Source organism: Domibacillus sp. A3M-37 (assembly GCF_024213455.1).
Taxonomy (GTDB): domain Bacteria; phylum Bacillota; class Bacilli; order Bacillales; family Domibacillaceae; genus Domibacillus; species Domibacillus tundrae.
Genome location: NZ_JANAVL010000001.1, coordinates 21,411 through 40,092, shown reverse-complemented (window position 1 = coordinate 40,092; position 18,682 = coordinate 21,411). Strand labels below are relative to the sequence as shown.

The 18,682-nt window shown below is 45.0% G+C and carries 18 protein-coding genes; 8 read left to right on the top strand and 10 right to left on the bottom strand.

The window, feature by feature from the left end; all coding sequences use genetic code 11:
• Positions 1-518: 518 nt before the first annotated feature.
• Entirely contained in the window at positions 519-3,758 is a 3,240-nt protein-coding gene (locus tag NLX67_RS00215) for a DUF6359 domain-containing protein (protein ID WP_254309915.1), read from the top strand.
• Between the two features lie 97 nt (positions 3,759-3,855).
• Here NLX67_RS00215 and NLX67_RS00210 read toward each other — a convergent pair whose 3' ends face one another.
• Together NLX67_RS00210 and NLX67_RS00205 are read right to left on the bottom strand one after the other, a co-directional pair.
• Complete coding sequence (locus tag NLX67_RS00210; protein ID WP_254309914.1) at positions 3,856-4,497, bottom strand: SDR family oxidoreductase; 642 nt, start codon at positions 4,495-4,497, stop codon at positions 3,856-3,858.
• Between the two features lie 45 nt (positions 4,498-4,542).
• Positions 4,543-5,496: an NAD(P)/FAD-dependent oxidoreductase gene (locus tag NLX67_RS00205; RefSeq protein WP_254309913.1), complete on the bottom strand. Its 954-nt coding sequence runs from the start codon at positions 5,494-5,496 to the stop codon at positions 4,543-4,545.
• Positions 5,497-5,781: 285 nt separating this feature from the next.
• Between NLX67_RS00205 and NLX67_RS00200 the strand changes: the two genes are divergently transcribed.
• From NLX67_RS00200 to NLX67_RS00190, 3 genes are all read left to right on the top strand, one after another.
• A complete protein-coding gene (locus NLX67_RS00200; RefSeq protein ID WP_046178916.1) occupies positions 5,782-6,999 on the top strand; it encodes an NAD(P)/FAD-dependent oxidoreductase in 1,218 nt (405 codons plus the stop codon).
• A gap of 61 nt (positions 7,000-7,060) precedes the next feature.
• Positions 7,061-7,540, top strand: a complete 480-nt coding sequence (locus NLX67_RS00195; RefSeq protein ID WP_254309912.1) for an NUDIX domain-containing protein — start codon at positions 7,061-7,063, stop codon at positions 7,538-7,540.
• A gap of 298 nt (positions 7,541-7,838) precedes the next feature.
• Positions 7,839-8,156: a YuiB family protein gene (locus NLX67_RS00190; RefSeq protein WP_046178469.1), complete on the top strand. Its 318-nt coding sequence runs from the start codon at positions 7,839-7,841 to the stop codon at positions 8,154-8,156.
• Positions 8,157-8,180: 24 nt separating this feature from the next.
• On the opposite strand, the gene NLX67_RS00185 is transcribed toward NLX67_RS00190, so the two are convergent.
• A complete protein-coding gene (locus tag NLX67_RS00185) occupies positions 8,181-8,906 on the bottom strand; it encodes a cobalamin-binding protein (RefSeq protein ID WP_254309911.1) in 726 nt (241 codons plus the stop codon).
• Positions 8,907-8,956: 50 nt separating this feature from the next.
• On the opposite strand from NLX67_RS00185, the gene NLX67_RS00180 reads away from it, so the two are divergent.
• The 4 genes from NLX67_RS00180 (at position 8,957) to NLX67_RS00165 (ending at position 12,728) form a co-directional block, all read left to right on the top strand.
• Positions 8,957-10,426, top strand: coding sequence for a leucyl aminopeptidase (locus tag NLX67_RS00180; protein ID WP_254309910.1), 1,470 nt, complete (start codon positions 8,957-8,959; stop codon positions 10,424-10,426).
• 113 nt (positions 10,427-10,539) lie between these two features.
• A complete protein-coding gene (locus NLX67_RS00175) occupies positions 10,540-11,868 on the top strand; it encodes a Na+/H+ antiporter family protein (protein WP_254309909.1) in 1,329 nt (442 codons plus the stop codon).
• Between the two features lie 54 nt (positions 11,869-11,922).
• Positions 11,923-12,312, top strand: coding sequence for a hotdog fold thioesterase (locus NLX67_RS00170; RefSeq protein WP_254309908.1), 390 nt, complete (start codon positions 11,923-11,925; stop codon positions 12,310-12,312).
• A 50-nt stretch (positions 12,313-12,362) separates the two neighbouring features.
• Complete coding sequence (locus NLX67_RS00165; RefSeq protein WP_254309907.1) at positions 12,363-12,728, top strand: DUF2188 domain-containing protein; 366 nt, start codon at positions 12,363-12,365, stop codon at positions 12,726-12,728.
• Between the two features lie 42 nt (positions 12,729-12,770).
• On the opposite strand, the gene mnhG is transcribed toward NLX67_RS00165, so the two are convergent.
• Genes mnhG through NLX67_RS00130 form a run of 7 tightly spaced genes read right to left on the bottom strand, consistent with a single transcriptional unit; the run spans position 12,771 to position 18,500 of the window.
• The gene (gene mnhG, locus NLX67_RS00160; RefSeq protein WP_254309906.1) at positions 12,771-13,109 is read right to left on the bottom strand and encodes a monovalent cation/H(+) antiporter subunit G; all 339 of its coding nucleotides are present in this window, start codon (positions 13,107-13,109) and stop codon (positions 12,771-12,773) included.
• Positions 13,093-13,377, bottom strand: coding sequence for a Na(+)/H(+) antiporter subunit F1 (locus NLX67_RS00155; protein WP_254309905.1), 285 nt, complete (start codon positions 13,375-13,377; stop codon positions 13,093-13,095). The genes mnhG and NLX67_RS00155 overlap by 17 nt, the downstream gene beginning before the upstream one ends.
• Positions 13,374-13,853 (bottom strand): Na+/H+ antiporter subunit E, encoded by a 480-nt coding sequence (locus tag NLX67_RS00150; protein ID WP_254309904.1) that lies wholly within the window; start codon positions 13,851-13,853, stop codon positions 13,374-13,376. Before NLX67_RS00150 ends, NLX67_RS00155 begins: the two co-directional genes overlap by 4 nt.
• A gap of 5 nt (positions 13,854-13,858) precedes the next feature.
• Complete coding sequence (locus NLX67_RS00145; RefSeq protein WP_254309903.1) at positions 13,859-15,340, bottom strand: Na+/H+ antiporter subunit D; 1,482 nt, start codon at positions 15,338-15,340, stop codon at positions 13,859-13,861.
• Positions 15,333-15,674, bottom strand: a complete 342-nt coding sequence (locus NLX67_RS00140) for a Na(+)/H(+) antiporter subunit C (protein WP_254309902.1) — start codon at positions 15,672-15,674, stop codon at positions 15,333-15,335. The genes NLX67_RS00145 and NLX67_RS00140 overlap by 8 nt, the downstream gene beginning before the upstream one ends.
• Positions 15,674-16,096 (bottom strand): Na(+)/H(+) antiporter subunit B, encoded by a 423-nt coding sequence (locus tag NLX67_RS00135; RefSeq protein WP_069936669.1) that lies wholly within the window; start codon positions 16,094-16,096, stop codon positions 15,674-15,676. The genes NLX67_RS00140 and NLX67_RS00135 overlap by 1 nt, the downstream gene beginning before the upstream one ends.
• Positions 16,083-18,500 carry a Na+/H+ antiporter subunit A gene (locus NLX67_RS00130; RefSeq protein ID WP_254309901.1) on the bottom strand — a complete coding sequence of 806 codons (2,418 nt, stop codon included), beginning with the start codon at positions 18,498-18,500 and terminating at the stop codon, positions 16,083-16,085. Before NLX67_RS00130 ends, NLX67_RS00135 begins: the two co-directional genes overlap by 14 nt.
• Positions 18,501-18,682 lie beyond the last annotated feature (182 nt).

The window sequence follows — 18,682 nt, the reverse complement described above, 5'->3', positions numbered from 1 at the left end:
AAGTCCGAATGCGATCGCGTCATACAGATGCGGTTCATCTTTCAGAACGAAAATGAACGAGAACACACCGGAAAATTGTTAACAATATGTTCTTTTAATGAAAAAGCGTTCGCCAGTATCTATTTGGTACAGGCGAACGCTTTTTTATTAGTCCGTTTTCTTTTTTCGGGTAATCCATATTGAAATCAAAGGAACAACAATAAAAAAGGTGATAAAAAAAACGAAGATAAACTGTAAAAGCCAGAGATCATTATACAAATTGATTTCCTCCCGTACATCTATTTTTAATTTTAGTATGGACAAAGAGAAGAAGATCAATTCTAAAGAGCTTGATCATTTACAAAATCATTAAAAGGTTTTTATAGCTATAAACATACATATGATATTTTTCCTATTTTTCCTATTTATTAAAGTTTTTTAAATTATCTGTAAAGATTCTATTTTACAATAGAAAGTAGATTACAATAAAGAAGGTTCTTTCCGGGACGACTAAACACATTTCAGAGAGGGGTTTTTTTATGAGAAAGATTGGACAAGTTTTATTTGCTCTTGTACTCGTCATTGGCGCACTGCTTCCATTTCAGACACTGGCTAGTGCAGCTTCTATAACAGTTGCAGAAGCGATTGCCAGTAATACGGGGACAGCGACGGTCGAAGGATATATTGTTGGTTTTGCCTTGTCAGGAAGTAATTATACGACAGATCCTGAGCGATATAAAAACACTAATATTGGCATCGCTGACGAAGCAGGAGAAACCGATCCGGCTAAAATCATGCCGGTACAGCTGACAACGTCTTTTCGTACTGGCATTAATTTAGCAGAAAACCCAGATAATCTTGGTAAAAAAGTTCAAGTGACAGGCTCTCTAGAACCTTATTTTACTGTGCCGGGCTTAAAATCCCCTACGTCTGTCGTACTGCTGGATGATGACGGCATAGAAGAACCTGAAGAGCCGGTTGACATTGTGAAAGAATCGATTTCAGCAGTCCGTCAAAAAGCGGAAGGCACTGATGTGTGGACGTCCGGCACGGTGACGGCTGTTTTTGGAAACAACGTGTACATCCAGGATGAGACAGCCGGAATCGTGTTGTATGGCTCCGGCACGAATGTGGCGGTCGGTGATATCATTGAAGCAAAAGGAAAAATGGACGATTATAATTCCCTGCTTGAAATTGCAGTTCAAGCAGATGGGGTTACGGTCACGGGCAGCGGCGATATGCCGGCTTCGTCGACTGTGACAGCCGCTGATTTAACAGAAGCTGCTGAAGGAACGCTCGTTAAAATAAACAATGTATCGGTCGCCAGCTTTTCAGGAGGCAACTATACAGCAGCAGATAAAGACGGGAATGAATTTCAAATCAGACCGCAAGATGCAGCATTGGTAGCTGTAAATACAAACTATGATTCTATTACAGGTGTAGTAGGTTCCTACAATAACGTCTATCAATTAATTCCACGCGGTACGGAAGATATTGAAGCTGATTCATCGACTGTTCAAGCCGTGACAGCAAATCCGGCGGCGGGTGTAGTAGAAGCGGGAACAGGCGTCTCTCTTGCTTCACCGACAGAGGGTGCGGAAATTCGCTATACATTAGACGGATCGGAACCAGCAAAAGAAAGTACGCTTTTTTCAGACCCGATTGTTATCGACGAAAATAAAAAGATCAAAGCGAAAGCATTTAAAGATGGATTAGCGGACAGCACCGTTTCTGAATTTACGTATGTGATTCAAAAAGATATCGTTCGTATTCATGATATTCAAGGAGTAGGTCATACGTCTCCATACAGCAACTTGGCAGTCGAAAATGTGGAAGGTGTTGTAACGCATATTGTGGACAGCAGCAACTTCTATATGCAAAGTGTTGAAGCGGATAACGATGAAAATACGTCTGAAGGGATTCTTGTTTATAAACAGGCACACGGCTTATCAAAAGGCGACCTTGTCAGCGTAAACGGCACCGTGAAAGAATGGGTGCTTGAAGGCTATTCAGAAAAACTGCAGACCGACCTTCCTGTCACGGAAATTAACGCTTCTCTTATAACGAAAAAAGAAACCAGCTATGTCTTGCCAAAACCGGTTATTGTCAATGAAGACCGAATGATGCCGACGGAAGTGATCGACAATGACCAACTGGGGACGTTTGATCCGGCGCAAGACGGCATTGACTTTTTCGAAAGTGTGGAGGGCATGCTCATTCAAGTGAACAATCCGAAAGTCGTCGCGCCGCAAAACTACGGGGAAGTCGTGGTTGTACCGAATAACATTGAAACAAATACAACAGCCGGCGCACTGCGTATTACAGCAGATGACTACAACCCGGAGCGTATTCACCTTGATCTAAATGATGAAGATTTTGTTGCGAAAACAGGTGATTCGTTTAATGGCAATGTAACTGGTGTGGTCAGCTACGGTTACAGCAACTTTAAAGTGCTTGTCGATGAAGTACCAGAGCTGAATGATGGCGGTTTAACAGGTGAAGAAACAACACTCACCGCAACAGAAGACGGATTGACAATTGCTTCTTATAATCTTGAAAATTTTTCAACTGCTTCAGGAGCAGATAAAACGAACCGGTTAGCTGCCGGAATCGTAAACGGCATGAAGTCACCGGATATTATCGGTGTTACAGAAGTGCAGGATAACGATGGGCCGGCTGATTCCGGAACGACAGATGCTTCAGAAAGTGCGGCTGCGTTAATTGCTGCCATTGAAGCGCTTGGCGGACCAACGTATGTATACACCGATGTTGCACCGGCAGATAAAATGGATGGGGGGCAGCCAGGTGGAAACATCCGTGTTGGTTTCTTGTATAACCCCGAACGAGTTTCACTTGCTGAAGGCACAAAAGGAACGGCAACAGAAGCGGCAGCATACGTAGATGGAAAGCTGACGTTGAACCCGGGCCGGATTGATCCGGACAACGCGGCGTTTGAAGACAGCCGGAAGCCGGTTGCCGCACAATTTACATTTAACGGAGAAAAGGTCATCGTTGTCGCCAACCATTTTAATTCTAAAGGTGGAGATGAGCCGTTATTCGGAAAAAACCAGCCTCCATATTTGGGCAGTGAAGTGCAGCGAAAGCAAATTGCCGCCGTTGTCAACGGGTTCGTCCAGGATGTGAAAACAGCTGATCCTGATGCGAACGTAGTGCTTGTTGGCGACTTTAATGATTTTGAATTTACTGAATCACTGTCAATTTTAAAAGGTTCTGAATTGACAAATATGATCGAAAAAGTGCCGGCAGATGAGCGTTTCACATACTCTTACCAAGGAAATGCACAAGTACTTGATCATATTTTGGTTACAAACAACATGGCGCCTTCAACAGAAGTGGATATTGCTCATATGAATTCACAATTCATGGAAGAGCACGGTCGTGCAAGTGACCACGATCCGGTTGTGATTCGGACGACATTTGCAGATGACGTTGTAGAAGAAGATATTGTCTATGTACCAGCATTGAAAAAGAAACAATTTGTGGTCGCGAAACCGGGAATCCATTTGGAATTTGATAAAGGAGCCCGTTTCAGTAAAGGCATTGTCGTCAAGCATTCTGCAACGCTTCAAGGAGCAGGGCTAAAACACAATACCGTTATTATCTCGACTCCTCAAAAAGGACAAGTCATTGATTTGCGCGGGGCAGAAGTAAAAGAAGTTCAAATTGATACAAAGCAGGAAGTCGAGATTATCGGCGTCCAAAATGTGAAGAAATGGATCGATTCAGAAGGAGAAGAAACGCAAAAACCTGCTGCTTAACCAGCAGATAAATCGTCCGGCCGCCGCCGGGCGGTTTTTTTGGTCGCGAAACGAGCAGCAAAAAACCGGCGTGCGCAGGCGGCCGGTTTTCCTGTATCTATATTCTTTTTAGCGCTTCGCCAATGGGTACATCGCCTTCTACGATTTCAAAGATACGGCTTTCAGTCTTTTCAGCAAGCAAGCTCTGAACGAGTACTTCCGCGACGTCAGCCCGCGCGATCGACTTTGTCCGGCCGGCGACTTGTGCGGCCGCTTCAATTTTGCCGGCCGCCGCTTCATTCTTAAGTACTCCCGGCCGGACAATTGTATAGGTCAGTCCGCTTTGCATCAAATGGGCGTCTGCATCGTGCTTTGCCTGCAAATAATGCTGCATGGACTCCGGGCCTGCATCCGGCCGGTCTGCCCCCATTGAACTGAGCATAACAAACCGTTCAATACCATGAGAAACAGCAAGATCAATTGCTTTAATTGCCCCGTCCCGGTCGACAGTGGTTGTTTTATCCGGTCCGGTCGAGGAACCGGAACCTGCCGCAAAGATAACGGCATTTACGTCGTTCATCGCATAACTGAAATCCTGCTCTAAGTCTGCCAGTACAGGCTTGGCTCCGAGTTTTTCCATATCCGTCATCTGATCGGTTTTGCGCACCATCGCTTTTACGTGATGCTGAATGTTCTCCGCGAGACTTTGGACAACGAGCCGTCCTGTTGTGCCGGCTGCGCCGATGACAAGTACATGCATGGTTGACCACCCTTTTTTACCTTTAGTTTACCCGTGGTAAAAAAATTAAAACAAGGAAGTGCTATGCAGCGGCTGAACTTTCGCAGACGGGTCAATGTACGATTTTGCATTGTTGACAGCCGTCGGTGCTTCTCCGAATCCAGTCGCGATCAGTTTCACTTTGCCACCATATGTTGCCACATCACCCGCCGCATATACACCTTCAATGTTTGTTTCCATGCGGGAGTTAACCACAATCGAATTTTTCTCAATTTCCAGCCCCCAGTTTTTCATTGGACCGAGTGAGGAAATAAATCCATAGTTCACAACGAGATCATCAATTTCCAGTTTTTCAGTCCGGTCGCCTTTTACTTCTTCAAGCTGAAGATGTTGGCCATCAAATGATACAGGGACAAACGGCGTCATGACATTAACACGCGATTCATGCAAAAGTTCAACACTATGTTCATGTGCCCGGAATTTGTCGCGGCGGTGAATGATAGTCACGTCTTTTGCCGTATTTTCAAGCATCATTGCCCAGTCTACAGCTGAGTCGCCTCCGCCAAGGACAGCGACGCGGCGTCCGGCAAACGAGGACAGATCGTTGATGAAATAGTGGACATTGGGTAAAGTGTCTGCGCCGTCAATTTCCAGGCGGCGCGGCTGAAAAGCGCCATTGCCAGCTGTAATAATGACTGCTTTTGTCTCGTGCTTTCCTTTGTCCGTTTGCAGAAGAATCGTTCCATCCGGCTGTTTTTCAAGAACTTGAACGGCTTCTTCAAGACAAAGTTCAACCGGAAACCGATTCATTTGCTCGACGAGCCGGTCGACGAGCTCTTGGGCGCGAACAGCAGGAAAACCTGCTACATCATAAATAAATTTCTCCGGGTACAGAGCGGACAACTGGCCGCCCGGCTGCGGCAGGCTTTCAATGATTTTTACGGAGGAGCCGCGCATACCTGCATAAAAAGCGGCAAACAAGCCGGTTGGACCCGCACCAATAATCGTAATGTCTGTCACTCAAAATCCCCCTTTTTTTAAACCTGTGTAAAGCAGGTCATAAAGACGATGTATAAGCCGTCTTTTTTTTATCATTTCTTATTTTACAGAATTCATGAAGGGAAGTCTCATTTGAAATTTCTTGTTGAAATAACTTGAAAAAAGGACCGAAAACGTCTATGATAAAGCTAGTTGTGCACATTGTTACCATTTTGTGACATAGTAAAGGATGTTTTTTTACAATCATACGTGAAGAGTATCACATTCTTTGCGAGAATATTTTAATAGAGGTGGATAAAGATGACAGTGAGAAAGCCGAAAATTGTAGTATTGGGCGCCGGTTATGGCGGTCTTGTTACTGTAACACGTCTTCAAAAAGCATTATCTGTAGACGAAGCGAATATTGTGCTTATCAACAAAAATGATTACCACTATGAAACAACGTGGCTTCATGAAGCATCAGCAGGCACGATGCACCACGATCGCGTACGCTACGATGTTGATGCAGTCATCAACCGCAGCAAAGTAGAATTTATCCGTGCGGAAGTACAGGATATTAAACCTGAAGAAAAGAAAGTTATTTTAAATACAGGCGAAGTTGATTACGATTACCTCGTTGTCGCACTTGGCGGCGAGTCTGAAACATTTGGCATTGAAGGATTAAAAGAACACGCTTTCACGATTTCAAACGTAAACACTTCTCGTCAATTGCGTGATCATATTGAATTCCAATTTGCGACATATGCAAACGAAGAAGAGAAAAAAGACGAGCGTCTGACATTTGTCGTCGGCGGTGCCGGTTTTACAGGCATCGAATTCCTTGGTGAGCTTGCAAACCGAGTTCCTGAACTTTGCAAAGAATACGATATCGACTATTCAAAAGTACGCATCTACTGCGTAGAGGCAGCGCCGATGGTTCTTCCGGGCTTTGACCCTGAGCTTGTCAAATACGCCGTTGCCCAGCTTGAGAAAAAAGGCGTTGAGTTTAAAATCGGTACACCGATTAAAGGTGCAACAGAAACAGGTATCATCGTCGCAAAAGGCGAAGATGAAACAGAAGAAATTAAAGCTGGCACAGTCGTATGGGCAGCAGGTGTCCGCGGCAGCAGCATTATCGAAAAATCAGGCATTGAAAACATGCGTGCGCGCGTGAAAGTCAATCCGGATCTTCGTGCGCCAAACCAGGAAGACATTTTCGTTCTAGGCGACTGCTCATTGATCATCAATGAAGAAATTAACCGTCCGTACCCGCCAACAGCACAAATTGCGATGCAGCAAGGTGAAACAGTTGCACGTAACCTTGTGAAATTGGTGAAAGGGGAGACAGGTCTCGAAACGTTCACTCCTCATCTTAAAGGAACAGTTTGTTCACTTGGTGACGACGATGCAATTGGCGTTGTATTCGATAAAAAATTAACGGGTACAAAAGCGTCATTCATGAAGAAAATGATTGACAACCGTGCGCTCTTCATGATCGGCGGCCCTTCACTCGTCCTGAAAAAAGGGAAATTCAACATCCTGTAAAAAATCAGAAGGGCCTCTTTTCGAAGAGGTCCTTTTTTGATTGGCAGAAAGGAAGCATTTTATGAAGAGGGGAAAAGTGTGGCTCGCGGCGGCTGGTGTTGTGATTGACAGCAGCGGGCGCTGGCTTGTCGTGAAAAAATCATATGGCGGGTTAAAAGGGCAATGGTCGCTGCCAGCCGGTTTTGTGGATGCGGGGGAGACGGCGGACGAAGCTGCTGTTCGGGAAGTAAAAGAAGAAACCGACATTGAAGCATCTGTATGTGGCGTCGCTGGCATCCGGTCAGGTGTCATCCAAAACGATGTGAGTGACACGATGATTATTTTTCATATGACACTCAATGAAGAAAAAGAACCGGAAGCGAACGCGGGAGAGCTGCTTGACGCACAGTGGATGAGGACGGATGAGCTTGAAAAAAGTGTAGATACATCGATTCTTCTTCGCAGCATTATTCAGCTGTTTGAAAAGGCGGGACTTGCCTGCCAGGACATTCCAGATCCAGGTCCGCAATTTGGCTACACGTCCTATCGGTTTTTTATTTGAGATTGACAATTTATCAGAAAATTAAGATAATAATAAAAATAAACAAAAATGGTTATACTATGATGGGAAAGTTTATTTCCTTTTAAATAAGGAAATACCTTTATAAAGCATCGGATACGTATCCCCCTCGTATCCGGTGTTTTTTTAGGCCCGTAAGGTGCAGGTCACAAAGCATTGCAGCAGGACGCTGTGTTCCAGCCTTTGAACCTTTATACGTTTTATTGTCACATTTTCACTCATTGACCTTTTAAAGCGTGTTCAGTACACTTATAAGTATACAATTAGGGGGAATCGCTTCATGCACATCGCAACTGTACTCGTGTCAGCGCTGCTCTTTTTCGTGCTGTTTTTCGGCATCGGATTTATATTAAACATGCTGCTGCGGATGACGTGGATTATGGCTTTTGTTTATCCACTCGTCACCATTGCTATTGTAGACGGCATTAGTTCATTTGACTATTTATTCAACGCAGGAGAATCATTTCGTATTCTCGGTGATCGAATCACAGGTTTGCAGCCAGTAGACATTACGATTCTGCTGTGTGGTTTACTAGGCGCCGTTGCGAGCGGATTCGTTATGCGCCTGCTGCGCGCAAAAGGCTATCAAATGTTTTAACAAAACGACCTGCTCAAGGTCGTTTTATTTTTTGTTTAATAATTGATCCAGTTTGTCAAGACCTTTCAGCAGATTTGGTGAAGGCCGGCAAAAATCTTTTTCCTCCATCACAAAAATGGGTGTTTCATCATAACCTGGTCTCTTTTTTACGACATCTGTATTCACTTTCTCCGTCATGACTCCAACCCACGCCAGCAAAATAATATCGGGCTGTTTTTCCAATACCATTTCCCAATCTGTTTGCACGCTTGGCTCAGGATAATCTGAAAATATATTGATTCCGCCGCATAACATGCTTATTTCAGTCAGCCAGTTTGCGCCTCCCGGAGTAAACAAGGGCTTGGGCCACCATTCCCAGTAAAGACGCGTACGGTCTGCCCATTCCCGCGACCTGTATGATTGGAGCGAGCGTATCCACCTGCTTCGGGCATCTTTTCCATCTATCCCGCATGCCCCGGCAATTTGCTCAATTGACACACCAATATCATTAAGTGAATGCGGATTGGTTACAATATGCGGAATGCCAAGCCGTTCTAGAGAATCCACATTTTTCTCCATTCCCGGTACGCTGAGTGATGCCAGCACGATGTCAGGCTTAAGAGATTTCAGCTTGTCCATATCAATAGATAAATCCGGTCCAAGCCGTACCCGATCTAGATCGGAAAAGTCATCTACGCCAACGATCTGGTCCTCGATGTTGAGATATTCACATACTTCCGTATTGCTTGGGCAAATTGATACAATCCTCACAACAACACTCCTGTCCATTTTCCACTATAATAACATGTGAGGTGATGAAGATGTTTACAATCAAAAAAGAACCATTCATAAAAACAAAAGCGGATGCGCTGCTCATCGGGCTGTATGACAAACCATTGAAATTTGAAGGGGTACTGGAACCGCTGGATGCCGCTTTTTCAGGGCAGTTAACGGAGTTAGTGAAAAACGGGGACCTTTCTGCGAAAAAAGAAAGCGCATCTGTTGTCCCGACGCTTGGCCAGATTCCGGCAAAGCGGATTGTCACAGCAGGACTTGGCAAGGAAAAAGAAGCGGACTTTCATGCGATCCATAAAGCGGTTAAAAAAGCCGCTAAACAGTCAAAGCAGTACGGACTGGAATCAATCGCCGTTGTACTCGATTCATTCGTAACCGAAAACATAACAGCTGTTGAAGCGGCGGAAGCCCTAACCGAAGCGTTTTTTATGGCGCGTTTTGAGTATACGGGCTACCGGACCCCGGGGAATGAGCCGGAAAAACAATTAAAAACAATTGATGTGTATACAGAAGGGGATCCGGTGGAAATAAAAGCGGCGTGTGAAGTAGGAAAAACGATGGCGGATGGCACAAATACCGCTATCCGCTTAACCGCGACGCCGCCAAACATGATGACAGCAGCAGATCTCGCGCTGCATGCAAAAAAACTGGCCGATCAATATGGTTTTGAGCTTGAGGTACTGGAACGCGCGGACATGGAGAAAATCGGCATGGGCGCTTTTTTAGCGGTAGCCCAAGGATCGGTGGAACCGCCAAAAATGATTACACTCAAATACAATCCAGCAGATTCATGGGAAGACGTGCTTACCTTTGTCGGAAAAGGTATTACCTTTGATACAGGCGGCTATTCCATTAAGCCGAAAGACGGCATTGTCGGCATGAAAACAGATATGGGCGGAGCAGCTGCTGTACTTGGCGCGATGGAAATTATCGGTGAGCTGCAGCCGGACCGTCCGGTGATGGCAGTCATTCCGGCAACAGATAATGTGATCAGCGCAAACGCATTTAAACCTGACGACGTCATTACATCATTGTCCGGCAAAACGATTGAAGTAAAAAACACCGATGCAGAAGGCAGGCTCGTTCTGGCAGATGCGATCACGTATGCCAAACAGCAGCGTGCCGGAAAAATTGTGGACGTAGCCACGCTGACTGGCGGAGTTGTGATTGCGCTTGGCAAAGATAAAACAGGAGCTATGACAAACAATGAGCCGTTTTTTGAAGAGGTGCTGGAAGCCTCTCGTGAAGCAGGGGAAATGATTTGGCAGCTGCCGCTTACAGAATACGATAAAAAACGCATTCGAAGCAGTGATGTGGCGGATTTGAATAATTCACCGGGGCGTAATGGACACGCCATTATGGGCGGCGGCTTTATCGGTGAGTTTGCAGAAAATACGCCGTGGGTTCATCTCGATATTGCCGGCAGTGCTGAATTAACACCCGGGGTTATGACACGGACACTGGCGATTTTAGCGCTGTCAGACCAATCTGAATAATTCGCCTATTTATTTACTGGAAAAGTATATTGACAAGCGGACAGGCAATTTGCTATCTTTTAATCGGTTCTTTAGTGATTTAGCAAATTAAAGTGTTGGAGGTATAAAAGATAATGAATGCAGTTATAATGGCGGTTCTCATTATGCTCGTCCTCAGCCTGCTCCGTGTCAATGTTGTTTTTTCTCTTATTACAGGAGCACTTGTTGGTGGACTGATTGGCGGGCTTGGGATGGACGGGACGATTGCCGCGTTTTCAGAAGGCGTAGGCGGCGGGGCCAATGTCGCACTCAGCTATGCGATGCTGGGTGGGTTTGCGGTTGCGGTGTCAAGCACGGGACTGCCGGAAGCGCTTGTTAATTTTGTTTTAAAGTTTATTGGAGATAAAGAAGAAGCACGCTCAAAAAAATTGCCGAAAGCTCTTATTTTATTTGTCATTTTAATCATGGCGTGTTTTTCGCAAAACGTCGTGCCGGTTCATATCGCGTTTATTCCGCTATTAATTCCACCGCTCTTGAAAATTATGAATGAGCTGCGGATTGACCGGCGTTTAACAGCTTCTGTCTTGACTTTCGGTCTTGTGACGCCTTATATGCTTCTGCCGGTTGGGTTTGGCCAGATTTTCCACGAAATTATCGCGACAAATATGACGGAAAGCGGTCTTGAAGTCGCCATCGATCAAGTGCCAAAAGCGATGGTTCTTCCTGCAGTTGGAATGGTTATCGGTTTGTTAATTGCGGTCTTTTTCAGCTACCGGAAACCGCGTGAATACAATGAATCTCTTTTGCCGGTGCCGGTTGAAACAGAAGCGCACAAAGCGGAATATAATTCCTTTGGCCTTATCGTATCAGGAATTGCCATTGTGGCGGCTCTTGCTGCGCAATTGGCGACAGATTCAATGGTATTTGGCGCTCTTGCCGGGATCGTAGTTCTGTATGTATTCCGGGCGATTCGCTGGAGTGAAGCGGATCATTTGTTAACGAACGGGATGCGCATGATGGCTTTTATCGGATTTGTTATGATTGCAGCATCCGGTTTTGCAAGCGTCATGGGTGAGACAGGAGACGTAGAAACCCTTGTTCAAAATTCAGCTGATGCAATTGGCGGCAATAAAGCGTTTGGTGCACTCCTTATGCTTGTCGTCGGCTTGCTTGTGACAATGGGCATCGGGTCATCATTCTCAACCGTTCCGATTATCGCCACGATCTTTGTCCCATTGGCGCTTGAATTAGGCTTCAGTCCAATGGCGGCGATTGCTCTTGTTGGAACAGCTGGGGCGCTTGGTGATGCCGGTTCCCCAGCATCAGACAGTACGCTTGGCCCGACATCCGGCTTAAATGCGGACGGACAGCATGATCATATTTGGGACACCGTTGTCCCGACGTTTATTCATTACAATATTCCAGTCCTTATTTTTGGATGGATTGCCGCAATGGTTTTATAATGAGAAAAGGTGCCTCAACGCATGAGGCACCTTTTTTGTAAAGGGAGGGTTTTTATGGACTTTAACATTGAAAATACACTTATTGCCTCATTAGGAATTGAGACCGTAAAAGTGGAGAAAGGAACCGTGGTCATGACAATGCCCGTTGACGAGAGGACACGTCAGCCATTCGGTTTTCTTCATGGCGGCGCATCGGTAGCGCTCGCTGAAACAGCCGCAAGCATCGGATCAGCCGTTTTAATCGACTCTGAAACTGAACTCTGTTTCGGTCTTGAGATCAACGCGAATCACCTAAAGTCCAAACGTGAAGGTATTGTCACCGCAACAGCGAGTATTGTCCATCAAGGAAAATCAACGCATGTTTGGACCGTCGAGATTAGAGATGAAGACGAAGCGCTCATTTGCCTGTCACGCTGCACGGTTGCGGTCGTAAAGAAAAAATAACGTTTGAGCTTTTTAACAGGCGGGAACACTTTCCAAAAAGGAGTGATTCGATGCCCTGGAGCAAAAATGATTACCCGGATTCGATGAAAAACCTGCCGGACAACGTCAGAAACAAAGCCATTGAAATTGCAAATGCTCTGCTTGACGACGGTTATGAAGAAGGGCGGTCCATTGCCATTGCGATCGACCGGGCAAGAAGTTCTGAAGGGAAAAATAATGAGGGACGCCCGCGTTATGAAGTAAAGCATAAAAATGACCAGTGGGTATTGCAAAAAGAAAACGGCAAGCGTGCCATTTTATCAAAAGAAACAAAACAATCTCTTTTAAGCGAAGCAAAAGAATATGTAAAAGAGCATGAAGGCATATTAACAATTTATCAGGAAAATGGCGATAAAGATCACACTTTGTATGAATAAGAAAGAGGCTGTCCGTTTTGGACAGCCTCCTTCTTTTGTTACCTATTTTTTATCTTTCAAATCATCCCGCACGCTTTGATCCCACATTTTCACACCGGAATTGTACGCAGCACGGCTGATTAAATGGCCGGCAACCGGTGCGGTGATAAAAAAGAAAGCAATTCCGAGCAGCAGGCGGGAGCTGAACAGCCCATCTTTCACTAAGAAATAAAGGAACGTTGCCAGCAAGATACACATAACACCGAGAGTGGCGCTCTTAGACGCCGCATGATTACGTGTGTACACATCTGGCAGGCGAATAACACCAAAGGCCGCCACAAGGCTTAAAAACGCTCCTGTGAGCAAAAACAAGGCAATGACAATTTCACTGATCACGGTCATATTCAATCACCTCGCCTTTCTCCAAAAACTTTGCAAACGCAACAGTGCCGATAAACGCCAAAATGCCAATTAATAAAATAATGTCCAAATAGTTGCTCGTATCAAGCAGCATCGACAATACCGCTGTCATCGACACAAGGTTGACGCCCATTGCATCAAGAGCTACAACACGGTCCGGAACAGTTGGTCCTTTGATCAGACGATAAATTAAGCCAATCATAGCAATGGCAAGCAGCAGCAGGGAAATTTGCAAAATCGTTTCAATCATCCGCGGCTCACCTCCATAATCGCTTTTTCAAATGAATTTTTAATGCTGTCAACTGCTTCTGATACATCACCGATATCGATGGCATGAATATAAAGGGTTTTGTTGTCAGCCGATACGTCCACAACAAGCGTGCCGGGTGTCAATGTAATCAAATTCGCCAACAGTGTCACTTCCCAGTCAGATTTCAATTCAGTTTCCAACGCAAAAATACCTGGACGGATGTTCAATTTAGGGCGAAGGACGAGTTTTATTACGTCAATATTCGCTTTAATTAGTTCTTTTAAAAACAAAAGAAACAAGTATGTGACCGCCCAGACACGGTGCAGATAAAAATGGCTGCTAAAAAAGCGGCGCATGCCGAGCATAACGAGCAATCCAAGCAAATACCCGATAACAAATGTCTGTGCACTGAAAGACACTTGTAAAAACATCCAAAGGAAAGCGAGAAAGACATTTAATAAAATTTGAAAAGCCATACCATCTACTCCTTCAATACGGCATCAATGTAGATTTCCGGATGGATGAGTGCTTCAACAGCCTGCATCACATAAGGATAAACAGCTTCTGTTCCAACACCGTACAAAACAGAAAGAATCACAAGTGCCGCGGCTGGGATAAAAAGAGAAGCAGTTTGTTTCTTTGTTTCAGGCAGCGGTATTTCAGGTTTTTTCCAAAAGACGTCCATAAACAAATTCACAACCGAATACAGCACAGCAAGACTCGATAGGAGCACAACGATAGCCCCAACATATTCGCCTGTTTCAAATCCTGCCCGAACGATCAGCAGTTTACCGGTAAATCCGGACAATGGCGGAATGCCGGCCAGTGCAAATGATGCAATGAGAAACGTCCAGCCGAGAGACGGATACTGGCGGATCAAGCCGCCCATTTTGTTTAAATCAGACGTGCCCGTAATGTAAATCATGATGCCGCCAAGCAAAAACAGACCAGCTTTAATAATCATGTCATGAACAAGATAGAAAATGGTGCCCGCAATCGATTCCTCAGTCATGACGGCAATGCCGAATAATAAAACACCGACAGCGATAATAATGTTGTAAATTAAGATTTGTTTCACGTCTTTATACGCTAATGCCCCAATCGAACCAGCCACCATTGTGAGCAGGGCAAGCAATGCCAAAATGTCATGCGTAAACGGCTGGTCGTGGTAAAAGAACAGCGTATACGTCCGCAAAATCGCGTAGACACCGACTTTTGTCAGCAAGGCGCCGAACAACGCAAGAATCGGAGCAGGCGGCGCGGCATATGAACCTGGCAGCCAGAAGTAAAGCGGAAAAATTCCGCCTTTTAAGCCGAAGACGATTAAAAAGAGAATTGCTAGTACCGTAATGATTGGTTCGTCATTAATTTCTGAAATGCGCGATGAAATGTGCGCCATATTCAGTGAACCGGTAACCGAGTACAGATAGCCAACCGCGATAACGAAAATGGCTGATGAAATTACATTCACCAAAATGTATTTAATCGATTCCCGCAACTGAACTTTTGTGCCGCCAATCACGATTAATACGTAAGACGACATCAGCATAATCTCGAAGAATACGAACAAGTTGAAAATATCGCCTGTCGTAAACGACCCGTTCACACCGAGCAGCAAAAATTGAACGATTGGGTAATAGTAAAAAGCTTCCCGCCCGCTTCCGATCGATCGAAACGAGTAAAGCACGACGCAAAGCGTGATAACGGAAGCAGTCAGGACAAGCAGGATGCTCAACATATCTGACACAAGCGTAATACCGAATGGAGCCGGCCAGCTGCCCATATCAACGGTTTGAATACCTTCTGACTTGACTTTCAGCATGACAGTCCATGCAGAAGCCACGGTTGCAGCTGAAGCAATCACCGAAACAATTCGCTGCGCTTTCACGCTTTTTGACAAAAACATTAATAAAACAGCCGCAAGAAGAGGGAGGAGTATCGGCAAAATCGGTAAATTAATCATCCGTTTCCATTCCTCTCAGCTGTTCCATATTGTCGGTTCCAAGCTCCTGATAGGCCCGATAGGCAATGACGAGAAACACAGCCGTCACACCGAAGCTAATAACGATCGCAGTTAAGATAAGTGCCTGCGGAATCGGATCGGTATAAGATGAAGCATGTTCACCAAGGACAGGCGCTGCCCCTGTTTTTAGTCCGCCCATTGTCAACAGCATTAAATGCGTTCCATGGCTTAGAAGACCAGTGCCGATAATAATACGAAGCAGGCTCTTTGACAGCATTAAATAAACGGCGGCCGCAAAAAGCAGACCGGCGACAATACACATTAAAATTTCCATTATTCACTCTCTCCAATCGTTTGAATAATGGTCATGGTTACACCAATGACAACAAGGTACACACCTAAATCAAACAGCATCGCGGTGTGAAGCGATGTTTTGCCGAAAAGCGGCAATTGAAAGTAATCGTATGCGTGAGTGAAAAACGGCACATTAAATATCAATGAGCCGGCTGCTGTTCCAGCTGAAAACAAAAGACCAAGGCCGATCAGCCATTTGAAGTCGACCGGGAAACCGCGCCGGACCGTTTTCATGTCAAATGCCAGGAGCAAAAGGACGATGGCGCCGGACGTAAGCAGTCCGCCGACAAAACCGCCGCCAGGATAGTAGTGACCCGCAAAAAACAAGTGAACAGCAAAAAAGATAATCATAAAAAAAACGACTTTGGCGACCGTTTGAAAAATAACATCATTTGTTTTCATTCGTTTCGCCGCCTTTCTCTAATCGAAGCTTAATTAAACCGTAAATGCCGAGTGCAGCAACAGAAAGCACCGCAATCTCAAACAATGTATCAAAACCACGGAAATCAACGAGAATGACATTGACCATATTTTCGCCGCCCGCTTTTTCATACGTATTTTCGATATAGTATTCATTGATCGAAGCGAAAAACTTCGAGCTGTGCGCTGAAATGCCAAGCAGTGTGACGATGATACCGACTCCCGCGGCAATAATTGCATTGCCCGCCTGAAAGCGTCGTTTTTCTTCATGGCGCGACAGCTTTGGCAAATGATAAAAACAAAGCAGGAACAATGCAGTTGATATCGTTTCAATAACCAGCTGTGTTAACGCCAAATCCGGTGCCCGGAAAATGACAAAAAATAGTGATACAGTATATCCGACCGCCCCAAGCGAAATGATGGACGTTAAGCGTGACTTCGCCATTAAAATAGTCAGTGTTGCGGCAAGAAGCACAATGATTAAGCAGCCTTCATACAATCCGATCGGTGCCACTGCAGAAGCGTCATAGCGAAACGCATCTTTTGCCCACATCGTAAAGCCAAGCGCTGCGATGAAAAAAGCAAAAATGTACACAAGGTAGGTGCGAATGAAGCCGGTCATATAGGCATTTGTAATCGCATTTGACCCACGCTCAGCCGCGTAAAGCCCAGCATTATAAAACTGGTTGAGCGTGATTTTTCCAGGAAAATACTCATACACACGTACCCATTTTGGCATAAATTTGTATAAAAGAATACCAACAGCAACGACGCCGATTGTCATTAATAACTCAGCATTAATACCGTGCCAGAAATAAATATTCACATACAGCTGCTCGCCCGGTGGAATAATGGACGGCACAATCGCCGCGGCCGCCGGCTGAATCAAGCTGTAGGACAGCAAGTTTGGAAACAAGCCAAATACAACAACCAGCAATGCTAAAATAATCGGCGAAATGAGCATACCGACCGGTGCTTCGTGCGGTTTTTTCTCCAGTTTTTTCGGCTGGAATTTTCCCGTAAACACTTTGAAGACAATAATCATGCTGTAAATAAATGTAAATACGCTTCCGACCCAGGCGAGAACAGGGAAGAGAACGGCCCACGTATCGATATTAAATAAATTCAATTCCATCAGCTGCACCATGGACAAGAAGAACATTTCCTTGCTTAAAAATCCATTAAATGGCGGCAGTCCCGCCATTGAAAATGCGCCGATGACCGACAGCGTAAACGTAATAGGCATGAAGCTCATTAATCCGCCAAGTTTGCGGATGTCCCGCGTGCCTGTTTCATGGTCGATAACACCGACGACCATAAATAAGCTTCCTTTAAATGTCGCATGATTAATTAAATGGAAAATGGCAGCAATCACCGCTGTGGTGAATATGTTGTCGTCAAGCGAGTCGAAATGAAGCGACGCCGCTCCAATGCCGAGAAGGGACATAATCAACCCAAGCTGGCTCACTGTTGAAAACGCCAAGATGCCTTTTAAATCGGTCTGCTTCACTGCGTTAAAGGACGCCCATACCATTGTAAACAAGCCGACAGTCCCAACAATCCAGAACCAGTACCCGGAAAACGCGAAAATCGGGCTGAACCGGGCAACGAGGTAGATACCTGCTTTAACCATCGTAGCGGAATGTAAATATGCGCTGACCGGTGTCGGCGCTTCCATTGCATCCGGAAGCCAAATATAAAATGGAAACTGTGCTGACTTTGTAAAGGCCCCAAGCAGAACTAGAATCATCGCCAGTAAAAAAAGGGGATGTTCATTTAATTCAGTCGCCTGAGCGGCAAGTTCTCGAATGCTGAACGTGTTACCCATAATAGATAAAACGAGAAAACCGCCAAGCATCATGAGTCCACCAAACACAGTGATCAGCATTGACTTCAATGCTCCGTAGCGAGAACGTTCACGATCATACCAATACGCGATCAGCAGGAAAGACGAAATGGACGTAAATTCCCAGAACATGTACAGCGTAATAACGTTGTCCGACAAAACTACGCCAAGCATTGCGCCCATAAACATAAGCAAGTACACGTAAAAATGGTGCAGGCTTTCTTTCGTTTTGGACAAGTAGTAGATTGAGTACAAGACAACGAGTGATCCAATCCCAGAAATGAGAAGGGCAAACAGAAGGCTGAGGCCATCCATATACACGGTAAAATTGATACCGAGTGACGGAATCCAGGATGCTGTTTGCATGACAGAGTTGTTATTCATCGTGACAGGAAGATATTGAAGAAATGTTCCAAATAAAACGATCGGCAAGATCAGAACAAACCAGCCTGTATGTATAAGCGCTGCTTTTTTTCGCAAAACAGGAACGAATACGGCCATTATAAAAGGAGCGAGAACGGCCCAATGAAGCAAAGACAAATGAATCCCTCCTTATGTTTTCGTGCACGCTTAAAATTATAGCGTAAAAAAAATGATTGTGCATTTCACAAAATCAGACGAGTATGAAAACTCAATCACTGATAATAAATATGAAGAGATACGGTATTTTTGAGCAAAAAAAATTTAAAATTCGACAAAGAAGACATGCGGATTTTGACAGA

What these genes read in the sequence shown, in the direction of transcription:
- NLX67_RS00215 (WP_254309915.1), top strand. Translation starts at nt 519, where the DNA reads ATGAGAAAGATTGGACAAGTTTTATTTGCTCTTGTACTCGTCATTGGC.
- NLX67_RS00210 (WP_254309914.1), bottom strand. Translation starts at nt 4,497, where the DNA reads ATGCATGTACTTGTCATCGGCGCAGCCGGCACAACAGGACGGCTCGTT.
- NLX67_RS00195 (WP_254309912.1), top strand. Translation starts at nt 7,061, where the DNA reads ATGAAGAGGGGAAAAGTGTGGCTCGCGGCGGCTGGTGTTGTGATTGAC.
- NLX67_RS00190 (WP_046178469.1), top strand. Translation starts at nt 7,839, where the DNA reads ATGCACATCGCAACTGTACTCGTGTCAGCGCTGCTCTTTTTCGTGCTG.
- NLX67_RS00180 (WP_254309910.1), top strand. Translation starts at nt 8,957, where the DNA reads ATGTTTACAATCAAAAAAGAACCATTCATAAAAACAAAAGCGGATGCG.
- NLX67_RS00175 (WP_254309909.1), top strand. Translation starts at nt 10,540, where the DNA reads ATGAATGCAGTTATAATGGCGGTTCTCATTATGCTCGTCCTCAGCCTG.
- NLX67_RS00170 (WP_254309908.1), top strand. Translation starts at nt 11,923, where the DNA reads ATGGACTTTAACATTGAAAATACACTTATTGCCTCATTAGGAATTGAG.
- NLX67_RS00165 (WP_254309907.1), top strand. Translation starts at nt 12,363, where the DNA reads ATGCCCTGGAGCAAAAATGATTACCCGGATTCGATGAAAAACCTGCCG.
- mnhG (WP_254309906.1), bottom strand. Translation starts at nt 13,109, where the DNA reads ATGACCGTGATCAGTGAAATTGTCATTGCCTTGTTTTTGCTCACAGGA.
- NLX67_RS00155 (WP_254309905.1), bottom strand. Translation starts at nt 13,377, where the DNA reads ATGATTGAAACGATTTTGCAAATTTCCCTGCTGCTGCTTGCCATTGCT.
- NLX67_RS00150 (WP_254309904.1), bottom strand. Translation starts at nt 13,853, where the DNA reads ATGGCTTTTCAAATTTTATTAAATGTCTTTCTCGCTTTCCTTTGGATG.
- NLX67_RS00145 (WP_254309903.1), bottom strand. Translation starts at nt 15,340, where the DNA reads ATGATTAATTTACCGATTTTGCCGATACTCCTCCCTCTTCTTGCGGCT.
- NLX67_RS00140 (WP_254309902.1), bottom strand. Translation starts at nt 15,674, where the DNA reads ATGGAAATTTTAATGTGTATTGTCGCCGGTCTGCTTTTTGCGGCCGCC.
- NLX67_RS00135 (WP_069936669.1), bottom strand. Translation starts at nt 16,096, where the DNA reads ATGAAAACAAATGATGTTATTTTTCAAACGGTCGCCAAAGTCGTTTTT.